The following is a 26,249-nucleotide window of genomic DNA, read 5'->3' as shown; positions in this document are numbered from 1 at the left end:
CCGGGTTATTGCAGCAGCATCACCGCACTGCCGAGCAGTGCCGCGCAGTTGGCCTTGACCACCGTGGCGGTGCGCCCCGCCTCACAGCTGGCACCGCAGGCAGTCAACCGATCGGTGAGCTGATTCAGTTCGGCACGGGCCTCCGCTTCGGCGGGCTGATCGGCCAGACCGCCACCGAGCATCCGGCTCAGTAGCGGATCAAGCATCAACGCCCGGTCACCGGCGAAGGCGCTCTGGGGCTCGCTGTCGAAGGGGAAACCAGGGAAGTAGCTGCTGCGCAGGGCTTGGTCCTCCACCAGTGCGTTGCAATATTCGATCGCCAGCTGCGACACCGCCACCTGATGGGCGGAGAGGAAACCGCCGATCTTCTCCACCGCCGGCAACTGCTGCTTGACGCTGTCAAAGGTGGCACGCACCTCCGACTGACTCGGGCTGACGCCGGTCAGCTCCGCCATGCTGGCGTTGATCTCATCGAAGGTGCGCAGGCCGATCACCGACTGCGGCTCACCATCGACGGGCGGTGGCGGAGCCAGCGGCATCGGCTCGGTAAACACATGGCTGTGACTGCCGAGGCGCTCGAAGCTGAGGAAGAATTCATCCCCCGCCACACCCCGCTCACTGGCGATGATGGTGCCCAGCGGCGATAGCAGCTGCCCCTGTTCAGGCGAGTAGGCGGACCCGCCGAGGCGCAGGTCGAGATTGCTGTAGACCTGCCCCACCACCGCTTCGTGGCCGTTGATGCCGATACGCATGCCGGCCAGAGGGCTGTTGCTCGGCTGCACCGTCGCATCCAGGCTGATGAAGCGCGGCTGGTTGAACAGATAGCTGTAGCTGTCGAACTGGCTCACCTCAAACAGGATGTAGCTCTGCGGCAGCCCGACCAGCTCACTGATGCTGAACAGCAGGAAGAACTTCTCGCCAACCCCGGCGGCCTGGTTGCGGGCGATCTGTTCCGGAGTGAGTGCGCGGTTGTGGATCGCCAGCAGCCTCAGCTTGCCGAGCCAGGGGCGATCGCCGGAGACCTCGTTGCCGAGCACCAGGGCAAAGCTGTCATCCCAGTCGATCAAGCTACCGCCGGGCAGCGGATCAAGATCCCCGGTGAACTGGCCGTTGACGTAGATACGCCGGCCATTGATCGGGTCAAAGCTGACTACGATATGCTGCTCGGCGGCCTGTAGCCGCTCATCCGCATCGGCGGTGGAGAGGCCCGGCTCGCCGTCCGCCTCGGTCTGCTCGGTGCGCTGCAGGAAGTCATAGTTGTAGCGGGTCTGGCTCAGGGTGAAATTGCGTGTGTCGACGCCGCCGGAATAACTGACAATGCGCGCCGGCCCCTCCTGGGTGACGTTGGCTGGCACCACCCAGGCCTCGATGGAGTACTCGCCGGTGGCCTGGATCAATTCGATTAGCTTGCGGCTGGCGCTGGTAGAACCCTGCACCTTGCCGCCGGCAAAGTTCAGCCCCCAGCCACTGACCCAGCTGACATCACCACTGAGAGTGAGGTTGAGCGCCGGTTCGACACCGCTGGTGTCATAGACTGTCGTCCCCTCACCGATCTTGAATTCGTAGAGGGCGATCTGGTTTGACTCATAACGGCTGCCACCGCTGGCGATCACACCGTCGCCCAGTTGTAGCGCCTTGCTCAGCACCAGCGCCGGATCGACCGGGGTCGGTGCCACTTGGGCGGCGATCGCCTCGATCTGCGAGCGCAGTTCAGCTGCATCGCTCTGGCAGTCGCCGCTCCAGCAGTTGTGGAACTCGTCACGCAGCCGCACCACCAGGCGCGACTGCTGCGGTAGGTCAAGATCGACCTTGGCGGCGACCGCGGCGTAGGCGGCAGCCAGATCAGCGCCGGCAAAGAACGGTGCCTGGGCAGTCGCGGCATCCTCCCAGTGGCACTCGACGCAATGGCTAGTAAGCAGCGGATAGAGGGTGGCGCCGAACAACGTTGGGTCGTCTGGCAGGATACGCGAATCACCTACCGTCTTGAGCGGCGGCGCCTTGAGTTCGATCTGGCGCCCATCACCGATGCTGGTGCTGTCGGCCCAGGCATCGAGATAGGCGGTGATCACCGCGGCACAGGCGGCATCGCTGTCGAGCCAGCAATTGTGGCCAGCACCGACCTTGCTAACCAGGCGCGAGTCGGCGGTGGCGCTAAGATCGACCAGCGGATTGGCCGCGCTGTAGGCGAGATTGACATCATCATCCCGCACGAACTGGGGCGACTGCCCGCCGACGCTATGGCAGGCGCCACAGCGGTTAGTGGCACGCAGCGGTTCCCAGAGGTGGAGGCGAAACGCCTGAGCATCGTCGGTGCGCGCTGCCGGGCCACTGTAGCCGCCCTGCGCCGGAGCCTGGGTCTGCGGATTGGCGGTAGTGCTGACCCCCTCCATGCAACCACCCAGCAGCAGGCCAGCGAGTAGGCTGAGAATGAGCGAGCCACGACTGGCCCCTCTAATTAGATTGGCTGATCGCATCACTCCCCCCGGCAGTAGACCGCCGACTCGGCGAAGAGCCGTTTCAGGCTGTAGTTATTGGCCCGGAAGGAGTCGCTCATAGCAGCTATCTGGGCGTGGTCGGCGCTGTCCACCGGCTCGCGCAGGCAGACCGCCTTGAAGACCTTCTTCGCCTGGCAACTGGCGAAGGCCTGACTGTTGGCCAGCTCCACACCGAGGGATTTGGCGCCGTTGCCGCTACCCGGCAGGGCCGAGTCCCAGCCGAGCAAGGCGTTGGGGCCGGCGCGCCAGTAGTTGTCCCACTGGTCGTCCGGGGTCACATAGCCCGGTTTGAAGTTGTCGGCGTTGATCAGGTATTTGGGACGCACCTGGTCGGGGGTGTAGAGCAGCCGCCCGGCGGCCTCGTCGTAGTCGTAGTAGGCGTAGGCCTGCACCAGCGGGTCCATACCGGCGTGGCAGCCGACACAGTTGTTGAGGAACAGGCGGCTGTCACCGCCGGGGCTGCGGGGGATATCCTGGCGGACACGGTCCGCGGCGCGGCTGGTGTCCTTGACCTGCTCCAGATCGAGACAGAGATGGTTGAGCAGAGTAAAGCGGAACATCGCCCGGTTGGTGCCAGCGATAAAAAACGCCCGGGCCGCTTGCCGACTGGTGATGACACCAGCGGTGGCGGTAGCGGGCAAACCGTTGAGATCCGACTGGGGGGCGGCGACCAGCGCATCCTTGAGCGGCACACCGCTCGTCTCCAGGGCCTCATAGTGATCGTTGTTGGCGGGTGAGTAGGGCGCAGGCCCAGTGCCGGGTCGCCCTGATAGAGCAGATCGGCCGAGAGCAGCTGATTGAACGGCACCTCGTCCCGCACCATGCCGATCACCGTGGCACTGTAGTCGTTGAGCGGCACGAACAGGCTCTGCTCTTCGTTGGTCCAGGGGGCAGCGAAGTTCTTCAGGGTCACGTCGTAGAAGGCCGGATGCTCCATCGCCAGATAGGCGGCTGCCAGCGGATCGTTATTGGCGCTGATCTGCGTCTCCATCTGTGCCAGCACCGATGCCTGCGGCGGCACGCCGGCGAGCCGGTCGTGGATACGCCGCGCTTGCTCCTTCACCCCCGCCTGCAAGAACGGCGGGGAGAGGATCAGACCGATCAGCATCCCCCCCAGCAACAGATCAGCGATGGCTGGTCGCCAACCGCCCATCAAATCCAAAATTCTGTTCATCTCTATTTATCGCGCAATTGTCGTCGTTTATTTTGGCTCCCTGCCGACACAAAAAATGCCAGACAGAACGGCATCAATAATTAAAAAACCAGCACGAAGTCTCCCTTTTTGAACCGACATGAACGCGCATTAATAATTACCAACCAGGTCACAGGCAATTAAAGAACGCCTCATCACCCGAGCACAACGCAATTAACAAAACACCTGCATTCTGCTACTGACTACCCAATTAACAGATAGCTTCATCACACTCTGAAACCAGCAATAATATTCACTTAAGATATTGTCCATGCTGACATTATTTAATCTTTTATTTAGTCAGCATAGCCGCCATTTATAACGCTGACGTTTTACTCAAGTCAGACCTCAATACGGCTTGATATAAATCATGCGTGCAAGCAGAAGATGCTTCTGTGACGAGCATTTAACTTCCACCCTGGCCGCTGTGATTATGTTTGCAGTTTTTTCCACGCCCCCCATTCATAATTAGCTCAGCTTTTTACAGATCAATTAATCTGCGTTTCCGGCCATTAAATTGAGAAATAAACACCAAGCAATTCAGCTCCAACCCTGAACACCATTAGGAATTAGCCGGCCTGCAGGCAAGCAGTTTAATTTTCAACCTATTCATTACATAAAGACGGGGACCAACAGCGGATGTACTACTTCGCCTGCCTGAATCGCAGCCTTGCCGGCCTGCTGGCACTGATGCTGCTCGCCGGCTGTGGCGGGGAGGGCCAGGCCCCCGATCCGGTGGTGGTCGACTACCCGCTCGCCTACATCAAACGGCCTGCCGAGGCTATCGAGCAGGAGGATGTGCGCCGACTCATCACCTTCAGCGCTGGCGCCGATCTCTATCTGCGCGAGCGCGCCTCACCCAGCGCAGCGGAGATCAGCCTCACCCACAACATCACTGGCGGGCTGGGCGACGTGCGCGATCTGCAGCCCTCCTACGATGGCGAACGGCTGCTATTCTCTTTGCGCCTGCCACAGATCGAAGGTGCGGAGGTGGCCGACCAGCCAAGCTGGAACATCTGGGAGTACAGTCGCGCCGACCACAGCCTGCGGCGCATCATCCCCTCCGACACCCTGGCCGAAGCGGGCCACGACATCGCCCCCCACTACCTGCCGGACGGGCGAATCCTGTTCAGCTCCAGCCGCCAGAAGAGCGCCAAGGCGCTGCTACTTGACGAGGGCAAGCCGCAATACCCGGCACTCAACGAGGCACGCCAGGAGCCAATCTTCGTGCTGCATCTGATGAACGCCGACGGCAGCAACATCCAGCAGATCTCCTTCAACCAGAGTCACGATCTCGACCCCACGGTACTGAGCGACGGCCGAGTCGTGTTCAGCCGCTGGCAGCGTAGCAGCGGCGATGCGATCAATCTCTATCAGATGAACCCGGACGGCACTGAGCTGCAGCTGCTCTACGGCGCCAACAGCCACGCCACCGGCACAAACGGCGCAGCGGTGCAGTTCCTGCGCCCCCGCGAGCTGCCTGACGGTGGTCTGCTGACACTGCTGAAGCCGTTCAATGGACTGAATGGCGGCGGCGACCTGGTGCGCATCGACATCGACAACTTCATCGAGCACGACCGCCCCCTTATAGGCGGCGAGGCCGCGCCGGGCACTGCCCAGCCGCCTGCTACCGTCAACCTGGTACGCACCGACAACGCCCCCTCACCGGGCGGACGCTACCGCGACGCCTTCCCGCTCTGGGACGGCACCGACCGGCTGTTGTTGAGCTGGAACCAGTGCCGACTACGCATCGGCGAGCACACCCTGCCCTGCACAGAGGAAAATCTGGCCGATCCTCAGGCAGAGGAGGCCCCTCCGCTCTACGGCCTCTACGTCTACGACCCAACCGAGGCAACTCAACAACCACTGCTCACCCCACAGGAGGGGGTGATCTATGAAGAGATGGTGGCGCTACAGGTGCGCACCCCACCGCCGATCATCTTCGACAAGGCTGCCGGGGTCGGGCTGGACGGCGAGATGGTCGATGCCGGGGTCGGCCTGCTGCAGATCCGCAGCGTCTACGATCTGGACGGCCAGGACAGTGCCGAACCCGACCTCACAACCCTGGCCGATCCGACTCAGACCAGACCGGACCAGCGCCCACTGCGCTTCCTGCGCCTCTACAAGCCGGTGGCCCTGCCCGAGCGCAATCTGCTGGTGATCCCCAACAGCGCCTTCGGCCGCAACCGCGAGCTGGGGATGCGCGAGATCCTCGGCTACGTCCCCATCGAACCCGACGGCTCGGTGAGTATCCGGGTGCCCGCTGACACCCCCTTCAGCTTCAGCCTGCTTGACCGGGCAGGGCGGCGTGTCGGCCCACGCCACGACCACTGGCTGCAGCTGCGCCCCGGCGAGAGCCTGGAGTGCCATGGCTGCCACGATCCGGCCAGCCCTGTGCCCCATGCCCGTCAGGATGCCCTGCCAGCAGCGCTCAACTCCGGCGCACTAGGCGATGGCCTGCCGTTTCCCAACAGCGACCCGGCGATCTGGGCCAATCAGGGCGAGACCATGGCCCAGGCACGGGGCCGGATCAGCTGCCAGAGCGACTGCGCCGCCATCACCCCCAGCGTCGATCTGCAATTCGAGGACCATTGGACCGACCCCGCAGTGCAGCCAAAAGACCCCGTCTTCAGCTACCGCTACACTGATCTAACCAGCCCGGCCCCGGCCAGCAAGGCCTGCCAGCAGCGCTGGTCTCGCCTCTGCCGCAGCGTGATCCACTATGAGACGCATATCCATCCGCTTTGGAGCCTGCCCCGCCAGCGGCTCGACGCTCAGGGACAGCTCATCGAAGACCAGACCTGCAGCCGCTGCCACGCCACCACCGACGACAACAGTGCACTGCAACTGCCCGCCGCCCAGCTCGACCTGAGCGACGGCCCCTCGGATGCCGAGCCGGATCACTTCAAGGCCTACCGGGAGCTGCTGTTCCCCGACAACGCCCAGGAGATCCGCGACGGGCTGCTGCAGGACCAGCAGCTAGCGGCCACCGACGAGCTCGGCAACCCTCTGTTCGAGACCGATGGTGAGGGCAACCCGATCCTCGACGAGGCAGGCCAGCCGATCCCGCTACTGGTGTCGGTAGCCGCCCCCGGCCCTTCGATGCGCGCCGGCTCCGCCCTGGGCAGCTATTTTTTTGACAGGTTCGCCGCTGGCGGCTCCCACGCCGATTATCTGAGCCCAGCCGAGCTACGACTGCTGTCGGAGTGGCTCGACATCGGCGCCCAGTACTGGAACAACCCGTTCGACATCCCGCGCGATGAGTGAGTCGATGCCCTCTCACCGCTGCAATCGCTCACTACTCTGGCTGCTGCTGTGGCTGCTCTGTCTGCCAGCAGCGGCTGAGCAGCAGTATCGCCAAGTAGAGATCAGTGCGCCGTTTATCGAACTGCAGACCGGCCCGGGACGCGCCTTCCCCGCTTTCCATGCTGTGGCGCGGGGCGAACGGGTGGAGATCCTGATGCGCCGCACCGACTGGTTCAAGCTGCGCACCCGCAAAGGAGTGGAGGGCTGGGTCCATTTGCAGCAGCTCAGTGGCAACCTGGACAGCCTGGGTGAGCCACTGCACCTGGATACGCTGCGTCTAGCCGACTTCCGTCAGCGCCGCTGGGAGGCTGGGCTGCTCGGTGGTTATCTGGAGGGTGCGGCACTGCTCAGCGGCTATGGCGGCTTCGCCTTCTCACCGAACCTGTCGGCAGAACTGTCGCTCTCCCACGCCCTCGGCGACTTCTCCAGTCAGCTGATGGCGGACATCAACCTGCTCGCCCAACCCTTTCCGGAGTGGCCAGTCTCGCCTTTCTTCACCATAGGCACCGGCCTGATCCACACCCGCCCACACAGCACCTTGGTGCAGAGCGAGGATCGCACCGATCAGACCGCCAACGTCGGTCTGGGCGCGAAGCTCTATCTAGGACGCCGCTTCATGCTGCGCGGCGAATACAAACACCGACTGGTATTCACCAGCCGTGACGACAACGAGGAGTACTCGGAATGGAAATTAGGCGTCGCTTTCTTCTTCTGATCACCGGGCTGCTCTGCTGGCAACCTGTGAGCCTGCTGGGCGCGGAGCCGATAATCGAGCCCGATCTGCCGCGCCGCGAAATCGTCGAGCCGGCCATCGACACCGAGGACTTCGAGATCGGCCTGTTCGCCGGCGCCCTCAGCATCGAGGACTTCGGCACCAACCCAGTCTATGGAGTGCGCCTCAACTACCACCTCACTGAGGACTTCTTCCTCGAGGCAGGCCTCGCCAGCTCACGGGCTAGCAAAACCAGCTACGAGCTGCTCAGCGGCGGCGCCCAACTGCTCACCAACAGCGAGCGCAACTTCACCTACTATAACCTTTCAGTGGGCTACAACCTGCTGCCTGGGGAGGTCTTCATCGGTCGTGACCGGGCCTTCAACAGCCAGCTCTATCTGATCGGCGGGGCCGGCAGCACCACCTTCGCCGGCGACGACCACTTCAGCATCAACCTCGGCCTCGGCTACCGGCTGCTGCTCAGCGACAGCTTCGCACTACATCTTGACCTGCGTGACCAGCTGTTCAGCAGCGATCTGTTGGGGGAGGAGAAGACCACCCACAACATCGAGCTGAGCGGCGGGCTGAGCATCTTCTTTTAGAGAGTTATCACCATGAAACAACCCAACAGAATCTCCCATCAGCTGATACTGCTGGCCCTGCTGCTGTTTATCAGCCCGGTGCGGGCGGCTCAACCGACCCCCGACTTCACCCTGAAGCGCCTCAGCGGCGAGAACCTGCGCCTTAGCGAACTGCGCGGCGAGGTGGTGATGATCAACTTCTGGGCCAGCTGGTGCGGCCCTTGCCGGCAGGAGATGCCACTGCTGGAGGCGCTCTATCAGCGCTACCGGCCCCTCGGTTTCACCCTGCTCGGGGTCAATGTCGAACAGGAGAGCACCAAGGCACGCAAGCTGGCGAAGGAGCTGGGAGTGAGCTTTCCGATCCTGTTCGACAGTGACAACCAGGTCAGCAAAAACTATGAGGTGGCGGCGATGCCCACCACCCTGCTAATCGATCGGGACGGCAATCAGCGCTTCATTCACCAAGGCTATCAGCCCGGTTACGAAGAGGCCTATCAGGAGCAGATCCGGCTGCTGGTGGGGGAGTAGGCGATGCGAACGATGATTCTGTCGACCCTGGCACTAGCGCTGCTGGCAGGCTGCACGGTGGAACCCTGGGTCAAACCCTACGAACGGGCCAGGCTGGCCGACCCGATTATGCAGTTCAGCCGCAACCCGGTGGCCAACAATTATATGCAGCATGTCTATCAGGCGCGCGAGGCGGCGCGCGGGGCCGAGGGCGGCCAGGGAGGCGGTTGTGGCTGTAATTGAGCGAATTCTATTTGGCACCACCCTGACGATGAGCCTGCCGCTGCTGGCGGCACAGCTACCGGAGGAGCGGGCGGATGCCATGTACCACCGCTACGACGGTGGCGGAGTGACGATCAGCGGTCCATCGATCCTGGCGCGCAAGCAGTTCGGCGAAAGCATTTCCGTCTCCGCCAACTACTATGTGGACGCCATCTCCAGCGCCTCCATCGATGTGGTGACCAGCGCTAGCCCCTACAGCGAGGAGCGTACCGAGACCAGCGCCTCGATCGACTATCTGCACGGCAACTCACTGATGAACCTCGGCTATACCAACAGCGAGGAGAGCGACTACAGCGCCGACACCTTCCACTTCAGCATCAGTCAGGAGATGTTCGGCGATCTCACCAACGTCACCCTCGGTTACAGCCGAGGCAGCGACCAGGTGCGGCGCAACGGCGACCCCGGCTTCAGCGAGGATATCACCCGCAACAGCTTCACCCTGGGGCTGAGTCAGGTGGTCTCGGCCAACACCCTGTTCGCCCTCACCTGGGAGACCATCGCCGACCAGGGCTATCTCAACAACCCCTACCGCTCGGTACGCTACCTCGACCCGGCCAACCCGCAGGGCTACAGCTACGAGCCCGAGATCTATCCCAACACCCGCACCAGCAACGCACTGGCGGCACGACTGCGCTACCATCTGCCCTACCGGGCGGCGCTCTCCGGGGAGTACCGCTTCTTTACCGACACCTGGGGCATCAACGCCCACAACGCCGAGCTGGGCTATACCCAGCCAATCCAGGACCGTTGGACCTTCGACCTCAGCTATCGCTACTACACTCAGAGCGCGGCGGATTTCTACAGCGACCTGTTTCCGCTCGCCCAAGCGCAGAACTACATGGCACGGGACAAGGAGCTGAGCAGCTTCAGCAGCCACTCGGTGGGACTGGGGGTGAGTTACAAACTGCTTCGTGACGACTGGAAGCTGGTCGACAGCGCCACTCTCAACTTCTCCTACAACTTCCTCTTCTTCGACTATCAGGACTTCCGTGACCTCAGCCAACCGGGGCCGGTGGGCGAAGAGCCGCTCTACGACTTCTCCGCCAATGTGCTGCGACTCTACCTCTCGATCTGGTATTGATATGACAAATCAGCACAGGAACGCTACCGGCTGCGCTTTCTAACACAATCCCGGGAAGGAGCTCACTCCTCCCCGAATCCCATCAGAAACTCGATGCGCTGAGTCATGCGGGCGATCTGTGGCCAGTCGTGGGAGACGATATCCTGGGAGTGGGCCAGATTGTTGCGCAACGACTCCAGATCTCTGAGGGCCTTTTTTGCCACCCGCCTCGAATCGAAGCCCATCCAGGCCAGCTGCACCTCATCCTTGATCAGGATCTGTGCCTTGTCAGAGAACTGCAGGCAATCGATCAGACGAGAGATCTGGCCGCGCCGCTGCCGCTCCTGCTGCATCTCTCTGGCCTTGTCGAGACGGCCATCGTTGAGCTGTGACTGCCACGACTCATCCGGGTAGCTCTCTTCGATGCGCTTCACCAGGTTGATCTCGATGATGGTGATCATGCCGAACAGCCACATGCGCACGATCGGTTTCTGGATATGCTCACGGATGATGATGCCCGAGGTACCGCCGATGATATTTACGAAACAGGAGGCGTGGCGGGTCAGCACATAGATCACGTCCGAGAGTGGCGCATCACCCCGCACCAGCTGTCCCCGCGAAAAACTGCGGCGGTAGTCACCGCAGTAACCACGCTGCAGGTCATCCCGCAGGATATACCCCTCTACCACCCCATCTTCGCGCAGGCCGGCGACCGACCATCCCTTCGAAAGCATGATCTCGTGGGCCTTGATCGCCGAGGTATCGCTGTCGAAAGAACCGAGCGGCTCGGCAATGTCACTGGCGCTGAAAGACTCGGTGAAGAGGCGAAGCGCCCGCCACTGGTCAAAACTAGCATTCTGAGTGTGACGCGCAAACATCTCAGACTCATGGCGAGACGCCTCCTTCTCCGCGCCAAGCCGTTCCCGGCAACGGTTCCATACCTTGTGGGCGCGTTTCAACAGGGTCTCATTACTCTCCTGCAGAACTCGCAGCAGCGCCTCCATCTCAGCCAGATAGACCCGGGCAAAACGCGGGTCATGCCGACAAATATCGCGGCAGTTGTCGATCAGGTCGGCCAGTTTGACTGTCTTCGCCGACACCGAGGCACGCGCGATATGTTCCCGATCTAGAGCCTTGCGCAGCGCCCGGTTGCCGTCACCGGGGCGGCTCACATCGGTCAGCTCATCCACCAGTTGCGCCACCCCGGCACCAAACTCACGTTCGATATCACGATGCGTGGCGGGTGTATCCTCCACCGTATCGTGCAACCAGGCGGCCGCGATCATCTGCGGATCATCGCTGACCTCTTCCACCAATTCAGCAACCCGTTTCAGGTGCTCGTCATAGGGCTGGTTGGAATATTTGCGGCGTTGATCGATGCGCGCATGGGCCTGAGTGGCATAGGCTCGGGCCTTTTCGACAAAGTCATTCATTAGGGAGCCTCTGATCAAGTCATAAACTCGTATCTTGCGCCTAGAGTATCCAACTTCTGCGTGGCAAATCTCGGCAACGGCTCCATGCGTTGCTCTACCTCCTGCATCCATGCAGTCGTTCGCAAGAGCCAGCTATCCCCGACAGGGATGTAGGGGAGGCGCGTGAGCAGGGAGCGGTAGCTTTACGGGCGATTTGCGCCTTGAATCTGAAAATTCTGAATCACAATCCACTTCGTCCAGACTTAATCAGAGGCTCTCTTAGTCAAACATAACCGGGCACTTCCACATAGCTGGCGATCACCCTATCCAGCAGCTCCGGCTCCACCGGTTTGTTGAGAAAATCATCCATGCCCACCTCGCTACATTGCTGCAGCACATCTTCCGGAGCATTGGCGGTCAGCGCCAAAATCGGCAGATGCTCGGTCTCTGACTCCAGCTGCCGATAACGACGCGTCAATTCAAAACCGTCCATGCGCGGCATGCGCAGATCGACAAACGCCAGATGAAACTGCTCAGCCTGCAACAGCTCAAGCGCCTCCTGGCCGTCCCGAGCGATACAGACCCTGTGTCCTTTTTGCTGCAACAGGGTAAAGAGCACCTTGGCAGCGATGGCATTGTCCTCCGCTAGCAGGATCCGGATGCCACTCTCAGCCGCCCTCGCTCCAGCGAACGGCAGTGCCGCTGCCTGCTGCTGACGATCCGCATTGCCCCGCAACAACTCAAGCGCCACTTTGGCTAACTGGCCGGAGAGAAACGGCTTGAGCATGCTCTGTGAGATGCGCGACGGCAACTCGAGCAGGCGTCCACGATAGCCGACGTGGACGATCGGCACACTATCACCGCAGAGTCGGTCGATTGCCTCGATGCTGCCCGGCAGGTCGATGCCTTCCAGCGAATCTGCCAACAGGACCAGGTCCCAATCCTGCTCTGCAAGCTCGCTGATCTCAGCCACGCTTGCCACCCCCCGCCCTTGCATCCCCAGCTCCTGTACCGCTGCCAGGTGGGCCTGCCGCGCAGCGGTGTTGGCCTCAATCAGCAGCAGCTTGCGCCCTGCCAGCAGCGGTGATGCCACCCCCATGCGACCGCTCTGCGGAGGCAGCAGCGGCAACCTGACGGAGAAGCAGCTGCCTTGGCCCAGCTCACTGCTGACATCGATATGCCCCCCCATCAGACGACTCAGATCCCTGACGATGGTGGTTCCAAGACCGGTGCCACCAAACCGGCGACTGCTGGAGGGGTCAGCCTGCCAGAACATCCCGAATACCTGCTGCAGCTGTTGCTGATCCATGCCGATACCGCTGTCCTGCACCTCAATCAGTATATGAGGCTGCGCCACCCGTTCATCCCCCAGCCTGCGTCGCAGCCGCAAGATCACCTCACCGCGATCAGTAAATTTGATCGCGTTGCCGAGCAGATTGAAGAGGATCTGTGACAGTCGCAGCCCATCCCCCTGCAGCTCCCGTGGAATCGCTGGATCGACCTCGCAGACCAGCTCGATCTGTTTCTCCTGGGCCGCCACCGAAATGGTTGAGAGCACATCCCCCACCAACTCGCGTAGATCGATGGGCGCCGCCTCCAGCTCCAGCTTGTTGGCGTCGATCTTGGAAAAATCGAGGATATCGCCAATCAACGCCCGCAGCAGCTGCGCCGAGGCATTGATCGAATGCAGATACTCCTTCTGCTCACTGTTCAGCGGAGTCGACTCCATCAGCCGCGCCATACCAATCACACCGATCAGTGGCGTACGCAGTTCGTGGGTCATGGCAGCCAGGAAATTGCCCCGTGCCCGGTTAGCCTGTTCCGCCTCTTGTCGCGCCTGATGCAGCTTGCGCAGCAGCGAATACTGGTAGAGCGGCAGCAGCACCAACAGCAGCAAAAAAAAGAAGGCCTCAAAGGTGTACTGTCGCCACTCGCCCAATGCAATCAGCACCACCACATAGGCCAGAGTGCTGAGTAACGAGGCGGCCTTCAGCAGCGCTTTGCCGTAGCGAGTGCCGTAGGAGACAAAGATCCAGATATAGAGCAGATAGAAGGGGCTGATCGCCTCTTGGGTGAGAAAGATCGCCAAACTGGCCGCACTGATGTCGGTCAGCAGGGCCAGGTAACGGCGGCGACGCGACACCGGATGATAGTAGACACTGACCAGCAGCAGCAAAAAGACAAACAGAAAACTGCCGAACAGCACCCCATATTGCAGCAGATCCACCTCATAATAACCGGTGGTAGCGCCAAGTCCGATATAGCCGGCGCTGAATACCCAGATAATCAGGCGCACCCAGGCGGATTGATACTCCGAGTGCTTGAATAACTCTTTGGCAAATACGGCTGGCGACATCGACTCAAAATCCCTGTTGTGTTGCAGCTAGTCGTCGAGGCCCAACGAAAACTAGCATATATTGGCCTGACTGTCCGGACTCCCTGAAGTCTACATCAGGACCACTTCATCTATCCCAATAACTCATTGTATTATTACCAAGAGCACGAAGGGCTTGAAGGTGATAACAGATTGTTTCTAATGTGGATTTCTTAATCTCTTTTCTTCGTGCCCTTCATGTTCCTTGCGGTTAAAATTAGCCTGAATTTAATTGCATTCTTAATTGAATAAGACAGCCTTGATATCAGCATCTGGAAGCGGCCGCAATAGGAAGAAAAGAGACAGAATTTCGCTTCGGGCAGCTGTCGATTGCGAATTCTGCAACAATCACTATCATTCTGGTGCAATCGACACTGAACCGAGCCTCGCCTCCGATCCGCTAGATTCCGGACCGCCAGGCCCCACTTGGAGTCTCAGCGATGTATGTAAAAAAACCTTTCGAACACAGCCCACAAGACAACGCAGCGGCAGATGACAGACGCGCTATCAAACGCCGTCATCTGATCTACTATCTGCGGGTCTGGGACAGTGACAGCAACGCTCTGCTGGGCCATGTGGTCGATATCACCACTGAAGGGATGATGCTGGTGGGCGAGCATTCGATCCCCGACGGCCGCAGCTTCGATCTCGAGATCCGCCTGCCAGACAGGGGCGGCAGCGGCCAACTCAAGAGCATCCATTTCAAGGCCGTAACCCGCTGGAGCCACAATGACGTCAACCGCTCCTTCTACGACACCGGCTTCTACTTTGAGGAGCCGCCGGGGGAATCTATCGAGCGGGTGCGCGCACTGATCGCCGAATACGCCTTCCACGACTGATCTGCAACTGCCGATGCAGCCTGAACTGAGCCTCGATGAGCGGGTCGAGCTGACCCGTGTTATCTTCCGCATCCTCAAACGTTGGCAGATTCCGGAAGCGCTGATGGGACCTCTGCTTGGCCTCGGTGAGGGGCTGCAGCGACGCCAGCTCAACCGCTACCGACTTGGCAACCCGCTGCCACAGGAGGCGGAGATTCAGCAGCGCCTGCTGTTGCTGATCCAGATCGATAAGGCGCTCTCCAGCCTGTTTCCCCACAGCGCACTCTCAGCCAACCTCTGGGTCACCACCCCGCAACAGCGCTGCGGTAACATCACTCCGCTGGAAGAGATGGTCGCCGGTGGCATGCCCGCGATCCGGACAGTGTTGCTACGCCTGGACAACCGCCTCGACTGGTAACTCCGCCCCACATCCCTCGGGCTGAGCACGCTCGGCAAGTGCGATTACTTTAGAATGTGTCAATATTCTGCGGTTTTTTTGGGATGCGCCGCTCAACCACAGCCAGAGGATTGCCCACCCATGCCACTTGCCCAGCCTTAAAAAAGAATCTGATCGCCGCCGTGGTCTTTTTGGTCGTTGGTCTGTTGCTAGCCAATCTGGTACCCACCATCGAGATCGCATGGGTCAGCACGATCCTGCTGTTGGCCATCTACCTGTTTGCCTTCGAGGTAGTGGGGGTCGACGTAGCGGCAGTAACCGCGATGGTGCTGCTGGGATTGACCAGCCTGTTGGCGCCGCTGATAGGGCTGCAGCAGGGGCTAGTGCCGACCACCGATCTGTTCAACGGCTTCTCTTCCAACGCGGTGATCTCGATCATCGGCGCCGGCCTCGACAAGACTGGCATCATGAGCCAGGTCGCCGCCTTTATCCTGCGTATCAGCGGCTCAACCGAAGGACGCATCATTCCGCTGCTCTCCAGCACCGTCGGCTTCATCTCCTCGTTCATGCAGAACGTCGGCGCCGCCGCTCTGTTTCTGCCGGTGGTAAGCCGCATCTCCGCCCGCATCGGTCTGCCCTTGTCACGCCTGCTGATGCCGATGGGCTTCTGCGCGATCCTCGGCGGCACCATCACCATGGTCAGCTCCAGCCCGCTGATCCTGCTCAACGACCTGATCCATACCTCCAACCAATCGCTGCAGGCTGGCCAGCAGATGGAGACCTTCTCACTGTTTGCCGTCACTCCGATCGGCCTCGCCCTGGTCATCACCGGTATCGTTTACTTCATCCTGGCGGGCAAGTTTGTGCTGCCAGCCAACAAAGCCGAACACACTGAGGGCCACGACACTGCCAGTTACTTCAGCGAGACCTACGGCCTGCAGGCCTCCGAGGTGTATGAGGTGGTAGTGCCGGCAGAAAGTCCACTAGTGGGGGTCAGTGTCGACGAGTTGGAGCAGCGCTGGAAGGTGCGCATCATCGCTGTAGAGAAGGGCGACGGCCTGCGTCTTGGCGCTGACAGCATCGATCGCGGTCTCGGTATCGAGGCGGGCACTGTACTCGGCCTGCTTGGCACAGAAGAATACTTCACAGTCTTTTCCGAGGAGAGCAGTATCAATCGGCGTAACGACCTGGAGACCTTCGCCAACTCCCTCGCCACCGCCAAAGCGGGTATCGCCGAGGTGGTCATCCCGCCCAGCTCCAACCTGGTCGGCAAGACCGCTCGCGATGTCTGGATGCGCAAGACCTTCGGCCTCAGCCTGCTGGCGATCCACCGCGGTGAGGAGATCATCTCCTGTCGCACCGGCGGCGTACGCCAGACCCCATTCCGTCCTGGCGACACCCTGGTGGTGCATACCGCCTGGACCGATCTCCCCATCTGGAGCAGGATCGCAACTTTGTGGTAGTAACCACCGAATACCCCCACGAGGAGCTACGCCCGCACAAGGTACCGTTTGCCCTGACCTTCTTCATCACCCTGGCGATGGTGCTGTTCACCGATCTGCGCCTCTCGGTGGCGCTGCTGACCGGCGCCGTGGGGATGATCCTGACCCAGGTATTGAATATCGACGAGGCCTATGAGGCGGTGAGCTGGAAGACGGTGTTCCTGCTCGCCTCGCTGATCCCGCTCGGAATGGCGGTGGAAAGCAGTGGCACTGCCGCCTGGATCGCAGACCAGACCCTGGCAGTACTGGGCGATATGCCGATCTGGGTGATCCAGGCCGCAATCGCGGTGCTCGCCACCTTCTTCACCCTGGTGATGTCCAACGCCGGCGCCACCGTGCTGCTGGTGCCACTGGCGGTCAACATCGCTATCGGCGCCGGTGCCAACCCCGCGGTGTTTGCCCTGACCGTGGCGATCGCCACCTCTAACTCTTTCCTCATCCCGACCCACCAGGTCAACGCCCTGATCATGGGCCCGGGCGGCTACCGGGTGCCCGACTTTATGAAAGCCGGCGGCATCATGACGGTGCTGTTCCTGGTGGTCTCGCTGGTGATGCTGAACCTAGTGTTCTGAACCGACCGCCCCTCCATCCGGAGGAGCGATCTCACCACAGACCGCGGATGGCGGCGATGCCCTGAGCGCCATGCTCACGGGCAGTGGAGAGCTGTTCCATCCCCATGCCACCAAGGGCGTAGACTGGGATATTCACCTGCTCCAGCAGGGTCCGAAACTGCGCCCAGCCGAGCGGCCTCGCCTCGGGATGAGTGGCGGTGGGCAGCACCGACGAGAGCAGTGCATAGTCGAGGCCCAGTCGCTCAGCCTGCTTCAGCTCCTGCAGATCATGACAGGAAGCGCCCAGCAGTCCGGCCGCTTGCGGCCGCGCTGTCAATTCAAACAGCTGATGACGGTTCAGGTGGACACCATCGGCAACGCCGAACCAATCGAGGCTGCGCTGCGGCCGGTTGATCAGCAGGCGCGCACCATGTGCCTGGGATAGCGCCAACGCCTCCCCGAGAAGGCTCCGGTATGCCACATCCGACAAGCCATGGGCACGCAGTTGGAGCAGGCGACAATCTCGTTTCAGAGCACGCTCAAGACGCGCACAAAACGCCTCCGGGTTAGTGGGATCCTCGCCGGTAATCAGATAACGCGAGGGGAGCTGCAGTGCGCTGATGATGGGGCGGTCGGCGGCGGGAAATAGCGCCGGCTCCATCGCCTCGGGCAGCACCCAGTTGAGAGGCTGCCCCTCCATGCCCCGCGGCTCTCCTTGATAGCTGAAGACCCGATAGACATCGAGCAGCACTGAGCACTCTGCATAGTGGTGAGTGACGCGGATCAGCGGTTCGAAGCGGCTGATCCGGATGCCCAGCTCCTCATACAGCTCGCGCCGCAGGGCCGCCTCCACCGACTCGCCGGGTTCCAGCTTGCCGCCGGGGAACTCCCACAGACCGCCCTGATGCAGATGCTCGTGGCGTTTGCTGATCAGGACGCGGCCAGCGCTATCGATAATCGCGGCTGCGGCAACGTGGATTAAGGTCAATTTTGAATGCTTAATTTTGAATTATGAATTCAACACTCACAATTCATAATCCCGTCAGGTGCGGTATTCGGCGTTGATTTTGACATAGTCGTAGGAGAGGTCACAGGTGAGTACGCGGCTCTCCACCGCGCCTCGGCCCAGGCGCACCGCGATGGTGATCTCCTGCTGGTCCATTACCCGTTGTCCCGCCTCTTCCGTGTAGTCGCTGGCACGCTCGCCATCACGGACGATGCAAACGTCATCAAGCCAGATCTCGATCCGTTCGATATCCAGATCCTGCAGACCGGCGCGGCCCACCGCAGCCAGAATGCGCCCCCAGTTGGGGTCACTGGCGAACAGCGCGGTCTTCACCAACGGCGAGTGGGCGATAGTGTAGGCGACCTGCCGTGCCTCCGCCTCGTCTGCCGCGTCGCTGACCAGGATCTCGACCAGCTTGGTGGCGCCCTCGGCGTCCCGCACCAGTTCCCTGGCAAGTTCCATGCAGACCTCGCTCACTACCTCGCACAGACTGTTGAACGCAGGGGAGTCGGCATCGGTTACCCCTGCGTGAGGCGAGACGCCACTGGCCAGCAGCATGCAGGCATCGTTGGTGGAGGTGTCACCATCCACACTGATGCTGTTGAAGGAGGGGTGCACGGCCTGCTCGAGGCACTGCTGCAGCAGAGCCGGCTGCACCGCCAGATCGGTCGCCAGATAGGCAAGCATGGTGGCCATATCGGGGCGGATCATACCGGCCCCCTTGGCGATGCCGGTGACAGTGATGGTCTCACCGTCGAGCTGGAACTGACGACTGATCAGCTTGGGACGGGTGTCGGTGGTCATGATCGCCCGCGAGGCCCGCTGCCAACCATTCTCATCCAGATCGGCCTGGGCCTTGGGGATCGCGGCTTCGAAACAGGCCATCGGCAGGTTTTCACCGATCACGCCCGTGGAGAACGGCAGCGTCTGGCTCGCCTCACAGCCGGTCGCCTGCGCCACCAGCGCGCAGCTACGCAGGGCATCGGTCATGCCTTGCACACCGGTCCCGGCATTGGCGTTGCCGGAGTTGACCAGCAGATAGCGCGGTGCGCCCGCCTGCAGATGGCGCTTGGCCAGCTGCACCGGGGCGGCGCAGAAGGCGTTGCGGGTGAAGACCCCGGCACAACTGCCGCCTTCTGCCAGTTCGATCAGCAGCAGGTCATCCCGCTCCGCATATTTAATGCCGGCGGCGGCGATACCGAGACGCACGCCGGGTACCGGAAAAGCCGTCTGGCCGTTCAACTGATCTGACCGTGACAGTGCTTGTATTTTTTACCTGAACCACAGGGACAGGGTTCGTTGCGCCCCACCTTGCGGCCTTCACGCACGAACGGCTGGTGCTCTTCGGCCGCCGCCTCCGAATCTTTGGCGGGGGGCGCCTCCGCTTCATCGGGGAGCCCATGAAACTCTTCGTGCTTGAATTCAAACTCGTCAGTCTGCTGCTCCTGCAGCATCATCTCTTCTGGCATCTGCACCTGCACCTTCGACAGGATGCCGATCACCTCGCGATTGATCTCATCCAGCATGCGGGAGAACATCTCGAATGCCTCACGCTTGTACTCCTGCTTGGGATTTTTCTGCGCATAGCCGCGCAGATGAATGCCTTGGCGCAGGTAGTCCATCGACGCCAAGTGCTCTTTCCAAAAAGAGTCAAGGGTCTGCAGCATGATGCCCTTTTCGAAGTTACGCATGTTGGCCTCACCCACCAGTTGCTCTTTCTCCTGGTAGGCCTGTTCAAGGGTCTCGAGGATGCGCTGGTGCAATGTCTCCTCATGCAGGTCATGATCCTCATCGAGCCAGGCTTGGATCGGCCATTCGCCACCAAACTCTTCCGCCAACGCCTCGCTCAGACCCGGCACATCCCACTGCTCCTCAATGCTCTCGGGAGGCACATAAGCGTGGAAGATATCGTCAACCACGCTGGCACGCAGGGCATTGATGTTATCCGAGACATCGTCAGTCTCCATCAGTTCGGCGCGCCACTTGTAGACCACCTTGCGCTGGTCGTTGGCCACATCGTCATACTCGAGCAGCTGTTTGCGGATGTCGAAATTGCGCCCTTCCACCTTGCGTTGAGCGTTTTCGATCGCCTTGGAGACCCAGGGGTGTTCGATCGCCTCGCCCTTCTCCATGCCCAATTTCTTCATCATGCTGCCGACCTTGTCGGAGGCGAAGATGCGCATCAGGCTGTCGTCCAGGGAGAGGTAGAAACGGCTCGAGCCGGCATCACCCTGGCGACCTGAACGGCCACGCAGCTGGTTGTCGATGCGCCGCGACTCGTGACGCTCAGTACCGACCACATGCAGGCCGCCAGCCTCCAGCACCTGCTGGTGGCGCTGTCGCCAGGCCTCAGTATATTTTTCCACTTCCGCGGGGTTCGCCGGATTCCCCAGTTCAGTCAGTTCCACCTCCAGGTTGCCGCCGAGCACAATGTCAGTACCGCGACCAGCCATATTGGTAGCGATGGTGACTGCACCGGGACGCCCCGCTTGGGCGACGATAGCCGCCTCCTGCTCATGGTGTTTGGCATTGAGCACCTTATGCTCCACCCCCGCCTCGTTCAGCAGCCCGGAGACCAGCTCCGAGGTCTCAATGGAGGCGGTACCGACCAGCACCGGCTGACCGCGTTGAACACAATCCTGCACGTCTTCCAAGATTGCCTGATACTTCTCCTCCTGGGTGAGATAGACTAGATCCCCCATGTCGTTGCGAGCCATCGGCTCGTTGGTGGGGATCACCACCACTTCCAGACCATAGATCTGCTGAAACTCGAAGGCCTCGGTGTCGGCGGTGCCGGTCATGCCTGCGAGCTTCTCGTAGAGGCGGAAGTAGTTCTGAAAGGTGATCGAGGCGAGGGTCTGGTTTTCGTTCTGGATCTCCACACCTTCCTTTGCCTCTACCGCCTGGTGCAGGCCGTCGGACCAGCGCCTGCCCTCCATGGTGCGGCCAGTGAACTCATCGACGATCACCACCTGGCCATTCTTGACAATGTATTCAACGTTGCGCTGGAACAGCACATGCGCCCGCAGCGCCGCCATCACATGGTGCATCAGGATGATGTTGTTGGAATCGTAAAGGCTCGCCCCCTCCTCCAGCAGGCCGGCCTCAGTCAGCATCTCCTCAACATGTTGATGGCCTTCCTCGCTGAGGAAGGTCTGGCGCGCCTTCTCGTCTACCGAGTAGTCGCCGGGACCGAAGTCGGGCTGGCCCTCCTCGTCGGTAATCGGCTCCTGCCGGACCAAGCGAGGGATGATCTCATTGATCGACTTGTAGAGTTCCGAGGTATCGTCGGTAGGACCAGAAATGATCAGCGGGGTACGCGCCTCGTCGATCAGAATCGAGTCGACCTCGTCAACAATCGCAAAGTAGGGCTTGCGCTGCACCCGCTGATCGGCAGAGAAGGCCATATTATCGCGCAGATAGTCGAAGCCATATTCATTATTGGTGCCGTAGGTGACGTCAGCGGCGTAGGCCTCGCGACGCGTCACTGGGCGCAGATGCAGATAGCCGCCGGCTGAGCCGTCATAATCGGGATCGAACAGGAAGGAGGCACTGTCGGGTCCCATCCCGCCAGAGGAGTTAATGACGCCGACGCTCAGCCCCATGAAGTGGTAGAGCTTGCCCATCCAACTGGCATCGCGGCGCGCCAGGTAGTCGTTCACGGTGACCACGTGCACACCCTTGCCAGGCAGCGCGTTGAGATAGACCGCTAGGGTCGCCACCAGGGTCTTGCCCTCGCCGGTGCGCATCTCGGCGATCTTGCCCTGGTGCAACACCATGCCGCCGATCATCTGCACGTCGAAGTGGCGCATCTGCATCGCGCGCCGCCCGCCCTCACGCACTGCGGCAAAGGTCTCTGGCAGCAGCGCATCAAGGCTCTCACCCGCCTCCAAACGCTGGCGGAACTCGGCCGTCTTACCCCTCAGCTGATCATCGGAGAGAACCTCGAACTCCGGCTCTTTTGCACTGATCTGAGCGACCGATTTGGACATGCGTTTAATCAGGCGATCGTTGCGACTGCCGAAGATCTTCTTGAAGATTTTACTGACCATCTGTTAAGGGACCCGTTAGAAAAACGAAATCAGACGATCATACCCTAACAGCAGGGTTTGCTGAAGGCGGAGGCATGCGGGAAGAGCAATAAGAGTGTTAGATCCTAGACGCGGATCAGGCCTTGTCCTGCTCCCGCTTCTTACGAATATAGCGGGTTGGATCCACCACCTTGCCATGGCGCAAAACTTCAAAATGAACATGTGGTCCGGTCGAGCGGCCACTGGATCCCATCTTGCCGATGGCTTGGCCCTGCTTCACACGGTCGCCCACGGCCACCAGGATCTCCTCATTGTGGCCATAGCGAGTGACATAACCTTTGCCGTGGTTGATCTCAACCAACAAGCCGTAGCCATGATGTTGTTCTGCTTTGGTCACTACGCCAGCAGCGACCGCAATCACATTTGAACCCTTTTTGCCGGCGAAATCCATTCCCTTGTGCATGGCCCGCTTGCCGGTAAAGGGGTCGTTGCGCATCCCATAGTAGGAGGAGATCCAGCCCTTGCTGATCGGACGTCCGGTCGGATGCAGCGCCTGCTCAAGATTCGAGTTCAGGATCAGGTCCTCGAGCAGCACCAACTGCTGCTGACGACTTTCGATCTTTGATTCGAGCTGTGCCAGCTCCTGCAACAGCCCGGGGATTGCCTGCTGGGCAGTCTCATTTTCACCGCCCTGGGGGCCGCCCATCGCCGGTTTGGCGGTAAAATCAAACTCACCGCGGTCAAGCTTGCCGACCTCGACCAGCCGCTGCCCCAATGCATCTAGCCGCAACAGCTGCGCCTGCAGACGCCCCACCCGCAACGCCAGAGCATCCACCTGCTCACCGGTTTTGGCGCGGGCATCCTGCAGCATGCGCCGTTCGGCATCAAAGGTCGCTTTGAGGGAACGCACCAACTGATGCTCAGGAAACTCCGCGTCAGCCAGGCCCAGCTGATAGCCGACGGAGAGCACCGCCCCACCAAAAACGATCAGAGTTCCAAGCCCCACGACAAAGCTGAACAGTCGGAATTTGCGCCCCAGAGGCGCCCCCAGTCCCCTTATAAAGACAATCTTCATAGCTCGATCTATCCCGCTTAGATGCAATTCAACCCATGTAGCGTCCAGCTGACCCGCAGATTGAGAATTTTACCACCTAAGTTATCCTGAAGTTATATGGTGGTTCTGATGGATTAATTCTCCTATGATCTTGGCATGCAACGCAAGATCAGAGCAGTAGAAGAAATCATCGGAACACGCAGCGCTTTTGCAACCCTGTCAAAGCAGCTCGAAATCCAGAAGTCGCTGCTCCGACGTGTATCCAGCTATCTGCCACCGCCCCTCGATCAGCACTGCCTCGGCGCCATCCCCGGGAAAGGCACTCTGACCCTCCTGACCGACTCTCCAGTCTGGAGCAGCCGCCTGCGGTTTCTCACTGATGCACTTCTACGGAGACTCCGCAACGATGGAGTCGCGTTCGGACGCATCATCGTGAAGGTGGTCAGCACTCAGAGTCCGGACGCTGTGGCACAGCACCCACCCCGCCGAGCCAGGCTTTCACACGTGAGCGCGGAGTTGCTTCGCGATACCGCGGAGCACACCAGCGATGAGAAGCTGAAGCAGGCGCTACTGCGCCTCAGTAGCCACGCAGACTAGCCTGGGCGTCAGCCAAATCGCACCGTCAGGAGACAGGAACCGGTTTCATGTAGGAGATCGGCGCATTGTCGGTCGCTTTGAAGGTCACTTCTTCCCAGGCATCACGCTGTTTCAGCAGCGTACGCAGCAGCTCATTGTTGAGCGCATGCCCCGACTTATAGCCGTTGAAGGCGCCAATCAAACTGTGACCAAGGAGATAGAGATCGCCGATCGCATCGAGAATCTTGTGTTTGACAAACTCATCCTCGTAGCGCAATCCATCCTCGTTGAGTACCCGATAATCATCGACCACAATCGCGTTATCCATGCTGCCGCCGAGAGCCAACTCCCGCTGGCGCAACATCTCAATATCGCGAAGGAAGCCAAAAGTACGGGCCCTGCTGACCTCTTTTACGAACGAGGTCGAAGAGAAATCGAGGCTGGCATACTGAGTTCGTTCATGGAATGCCGGATGATCAAAGTCAATGGCGAAGCTGACCTTGAAACCATCGAACGGCTCGAAGCTGGCGCGTTTATCGCCCTCTTCCACCACCACCTTGCGCTTGATCCGGATAAACCGTTTGGCTGTGTTCTGGTCTTCCACACCAGCTGACTGCAGCAGGAACACAAAAGGGCCTGCGCTGCCGTCCATAATCGGGACCTCAGGAGCGCTGACATCCACATAGGCATTGTCAATACCAAGACCTGCAAAGGCTGAAAGCAGATGTTCCACGGTCGAGATTCGCACATCATTCTGCACCAGTGTGGTGGAGAGGCGGGTATCGCCAACATTCTCCGGGCAGGCGCGAATCTCCACCGCCGGATCGAGGTCAACCCGACGAAACACTATGCCCGTATTAGGGGCCGCCGGCCGCAAGGTCAGATAGATCTTGTTACCGGTATGCAGGCCAACACCTGTAGCGCGGATGACGTTTTTGAGCGTACGTTGCCGAATCATTTCCTATCCGTCCCCCCAATTTAAAGCGGGGCCCCTGTGTATGAAGGCGGCAATACTAGCACATGTAAAAAAAACCGACAAAACCCTTTGCCGACAAAGCCCTCCTCCGATTCTGCCGAAAAACAGCTGCCTGCAGCCAATTGCGCACTGGACAGCCCCCTTGCCTCCATAACCACCTCCGCTACCGATCAGGCCCGGCAGATCTCAGTCCGCCTGTTTGCGCAGAAAGGCCGGCACATCAAGGTAGGAGAAATCGTCCGGAGGGGTAGCAGGCTCTACTCCCCCTTTCGCCTGTGTTTTATTGCGCACGATCGCCGGCTTATCCAAAGCAGCGTAGTCTCTCTCATGATCACCGAACCCCACATCTGCATCAACCAGGGTCACCGGCGGCGCTGCCTTCGGCTCCTCCTGGCGCTTACTGGGAAGTTCTGCGATCTGTGCGATCTCACCCAGGCCAGTCGCCACTACGGTCACCCGCATTTCATCCTGCATCTCTGGATCAATCACGGTACCAACCACAACCGTTGCGTCATCATCCGCAAACTCACGCACGGTACTGCCCACCTCATCGAACTCACCGATGGCAAGATTTAGACCGGCGGTGATATTGACCAGAATGCCCTTCGCCCCCGAGAGGTTGATATCCTCCAGCAGCGGGCTGCGAATAGCACGCTCGGCCGCCTCACGGGCGCGGTTTTCACCGGTCGCCTCACCCGAGCCCATCATCGCCGATCCCATCTCCGACATCACTGTCTTAACGTCGGCGAAGTCGACGTTGATCAGGCCAGGACGAGTGATCAGCTCGGCAATACCCTGCACCGCATTCAGCAACACATCGTTGGCTGCCTTAAAAGCATTCAGCAGACTCATGTCCTTGCCGAGCACCGCTAGCAGCTTTTCGTTGGGGATGGTGATCAACGAGTCGACGCACTTGGCCAACTCCTCAATTCCCGCCTCGGCCACCTTCATGCGACGACCGCCCTCAAAAGCGAAGGGCTTGGTAACCACCGCCACCGTCAGCACCCCCATCTCCTTGGCGATCTCCGCGACCACCGGCGCCGCCCCGGTACCAGTACCACCACCCATCCCAGCGGTGATGAAGATCATATCGGCCCCCTCCAGTACCTCAACGATACGGTCCCGATCATCCTGTGCCGCCTGCCGGCCAATCTCGGGATTCGCTCCTGCACCTAGTCCTTTTGTGATATCTGAACCGAGCTGCAACAGCGTACGCACCTCGCTGCTGCGCAGCGCCTGCGCATCGGTATTGGCGCAGATGAAATCCACGCCCTCGATCTCACCATTCACCATATGATTGACCGCGTTGCCGCCGCCGCCACCCACGCCGATAACCTTGATTACCGCGTTTGTACTATGTGTATCCAAGAGCTCAAACATTGCCTACCTCCTAGGTTCCTACCTCAGCCGCGCCCTT

19 protein-coding genes and 1 pseudogene are annotated in these 26,249 nt (G+C 60.4%); 10 read left to right on the top strand and 10 right to left on the bottom strand.

Features of this window, described 5'->3' with window-relative positions; translation table 11 throughout:
* Window positions 1–5 precede the first annotated feature (5 nt).
* Both L0Y14_RS04360 and L0Y14_RS16430 read right to left on the bottom strand, forming a co-directional pair.
* Window positions 6–2,474 (bottom strand): LamG domain-containing protein, encoded by a 2,469-nt coding sequence (locus L0Y14_RS04360; protein ID WP_050799364.1) that lies wholly within the window; start codon window positions 2,472–2,474, stop codon window positions 6–8.
* The gene (locus L0Y14_RS16430; protein WP_006474545.1) at window positions 2,474–3,187 is read right to left on the bottom strand and encodes a hypothetical protein; all 714 of its coding nucleotides are present in this window, start codon (window positions 3,185–3,187) and stop codon (window positions 2,474–2,476) included. The genes L0Y14_RS04360 and L0Y14_RS16430 overlap by 1 nt, the downstream gene beginning before the upstream one ends.
* A gap of 1,139 nt (window positions 3,188–4,326) precedes the next feature.
* Here L0Y14_RS16430 and L0Y14_RS04350 point away from each other — a divergent pair.
* The 6 genes from L0Y14_RS04350 to L0Y14_RS04325 are packed head-to-tail and all read left to right on the top strand — an operon-like array spanning window position 4,327 to window position 10,156.
* On the top strand, window positions 4,327–6,954 hold the full coding sequence (locus L0Y14_RS04350; protein WP_006474546.1) for an HzsA-related protein: 2,628 nt from the start codon (window positions 4,327–4,329) through the stop codon (window positions 6,952–6,954).
* 4 nt (window positions 6,955–6,958) lie between these two features.
* On the top strand, window positions 6,959–7,708 hold the full coding sequence (locus tag L0Y14_RS04345) for an outer membrane beta-barrel protein (protein ID WP_006474547.1): 750 nt from the start codon (window positions 6,959–6,961) through the stop codon (window positions 7,706–7,708).
* The gene (locus L0Y14_RS04340; protein ID WP_005965983.1) at window positions 7,678–8,307 is read left to right on the top strand and encodes an outer membrane beta-barrel domain-containing protein; all 630 of its coding nucleotides are present in this window, start codon (window positions 7,678–7,680) and stop codon (window positions 8,305–8,307) included. The genes L0Y14_RS04345 and L0Y14_RS04340 overlap by 31 nt, the downstream gene beginning before the upstream one ends.
* A gap of 12 nt (window positions 8,308–8,319) precedes the next feature.
* Complete coding sequence (locus L0Y14_RS04335; RefSeq protein ID WP_005965982.1) at window positions 8,320–8,814, top strand: TlpA disulfide reductase family protein; 495 nt, start codon at window positions 8,320–8,322, stop codon at window positions 8,812–8,814.
* A gap of 3 nt (window positions 8,815–8,817) precedes the next feature.
* Window positions 8,818–9,036 carry a DUF4266 domain-containing protein gene (locus tag L0Y14_RS04330; RefSeq protein ID WP_005965981.1) on the top strand — a complete coding sequence of 73 codons (219 nt, stop codon included), beginning with the start codon at window positions 8,818–8,820 and terminating at the stop codon, window positions 9,034–9,036.
* On the top strand, window positions 9,023–10,156 hold the full coding sequence (locus tag L0Y14_RS04325; RefSeq protein ID WP_005965979.1) for a DUF3570 domain-containing protein: 1,134 nt from the start codon (window positions 9,023–9,025) through the stop codon (window positions 10,154–10,156). Before L0Y14_RS04330 ends, L0Y14_RS04325 begins: the two co-directional genes overlap by 14 nt.
* A 62-nt stretch (window positions 10,157–10,218) precedes the next feature.
* On the opposite strand, the gene L0Y14_RS04320 is transcribed toward L0Y14_RS04325, so the two are convergent.
* Window positions 10,219–11,568, bottom strand: a complete 1,350-nt coding sequence (locus tag L0Y14_RS04320) for an HD domain-containing protein (RefSeq protein WP_006474549.1) — start codon at window positions 11,566–11,568, stop codon at window positions 10,219–10,221.
* Between the two features lie 262 nt (window positions 11,569–11,830).
* Window positions 11,831–13,903: an ATP-binding protein gene (locus tag L0Y14_RS04315; RefSeq protein ID WP_251859261.1), complete on the bottom strand. Its 2,073-nt coding sequence runs from the start codon at window positions 13,901–13,903 to the stop codon at window positions 11,831–11,833.
* Window positions 13,904–14,361: 458 nt separating this feature from the next.
* Between L0Y14_RS04315 and L0Y14_RS04310 the strand changes: the two genes are divergently transcribed.
* The 3 genes and pseudogenes from L0Y14_RS04310 (at window position 14,362) to L0Y14_RS04300 (ending at window position 17,210) form a co-directional block, all read left to right on the top strand.
* The gene (locus L0Y14_RS04310) at window positions 14,362–14,760 is read left to right on the top strand and encodes a PilZ domain-containing protein (RefSeq protein WP_005960897.1); all 399 of its coding nucleotides are present in this window, start codon (window positions 14,362–14,364) and stop codon (window positions 14,758–14,760) included.
* A gap of 13 nt (window positions 14,761–14,773) precedes the next feature.
* Window positions 14,774–15,157, top strand: a complete 384-nt coding sequence (locus L0Y14_RS04305) for a hypothetical protein (RefSeq protein WP_005960898.1) — start codon at window positions 14,774–14,776, stop codon at window positions 15,155–15,157.
* An 83-nt stretch (window positions 15,158–15,240) separates the two neighbouring features.
* Window positions 15,241–17,210, top strand: a pseudogene (locus L0Y14_RS04300) (SLC13 family permease).
* A gap of 31 nt (window positions 17,211–17,241) precedes the next feature.
* Here L0Y14_RS04300 and L0Y14_RS04295 read toward each other — a convergent pair.
* The 4 genes from L0Y14_RS04295 to L0Y14_RS04280 form a co-directional block, all read right to left on the bottom strand.
* Window positions 17,242–18,177: a Nudix family hydrolase gene (locus L0Y14_RS04295; RefSeq protein ID WP_005960901.1), complete on the bottom strand. Its 936-nt coding sequence runs from the start codon at window positions 18,175–18,177 to the stop codon at window positions 17,242–17,244.
* A 54-nt stretch (window positions 18,178–18,231) separates the two neighbouring features.
* The gene (gene argJ / locus L0Y14_RS04290) at window positions 18,232–19,437 is read right to left on the bottom strand and encodes a bifunctional glutamate N-acetyltransferase/amino-acid acetyltransferase ArgJ (RefSeq protein WP_005960902.1); all 1,206 of its coding nucleotides are present in this window, start codon (window positions 19,435–19,437) and stop codon (window positions 18,232–18,234) included.
* Window positions 19,434–22,247 (bottom strand): preprotein translocase subunit SecA, encoded by a 2,814-nt coding sequence (secA, locus tag L0Y14_RS04285; protein WP_005960903.1) that lies wholly within the window; start codon window positions 22,245–22,247, stop codon window positions 19,434–19,436. The genes argJ and secA overlap by 4 nt, the downstream gene beginning before the upstream one ends.
* Before the next feature lie 115 nt (window positions 22,248–22,362).
* Window positions 22,363–23,301, bottom strand: a complete 939-nt coding sequence (locus tag L0Y14_RS04280) for a M23 family metallopeptidase (protein ID WP_039959861.1) — start codon at window positions 23,299–23,301, stop codon at window positions 22,363–22,365.
* A gap of 135 nt (window positions 23,302–23,436) precedes the next feature.
* On the opposite strand from L0Y14_RS04280, the gene L0Y14_RS04275 reads away from it, so the two are divergent.
* Window positions 23,437–23,877: a DciA family protein gene (locus L0Y14_RS04275; RefSeq protein WP_039959864.1), complete on the top strand. Its 441-nt coding sequence runs from the start codon at window positions 23,437–23,439 to the stop codon at window positions 23,875–23,877.
* A 25-nt stretch (window positions 23,878–23,902) separates the two neighbouring features.
* Here the strand turns inward: L0Y14_RS04275 and lpxC are convergent, their stop codons facing one another.
* Both lpxC and ftsZ read right to left on the bottom strand, forming a co-directional pair.
* Window positions 23,903–24,814: a UDP-3-O-acyl-N-acetylglucosamine deacetylase gene (gene lpxC, locus L0Y14_RS04270; protein ID WP_005960905.1), complete on the bottom strand. Its 912-nt coding sequence runs from the start codon at window positions 24,812–24,814 to the stop codon at window positions 23,903–23,905.
* Window positions 24,815–25,018: 204 nt separating this feature from the next.
* Complete coding sequence (gene ftsZ, locus L0Y14_RS04265; RefSeq protein WP_005960906.1) at window positions 25,019–26,212, bottom strand: cell division protein FtsZ; 1,194 nt, start codon at window positions 26,210–26,212, stop codon at window positions 25,019–25,021.
* Window positions 26,213–26,249: the final 37 nt, after the last annotated feature.

Origin of the sequence: Candidatus Endoriftia persephonae (assembly GCF_023733635.1) — a bacterium.
Lineage (GTDB): Bacteria > Pseudomonadota > Gammaproteobacteria > Chromatiales > Chromatiaceae > Endoriftia > Endoriftia persephonae.
This window is presented reverse-complemented; position numbering and strand designations above follow the sequence as displayed.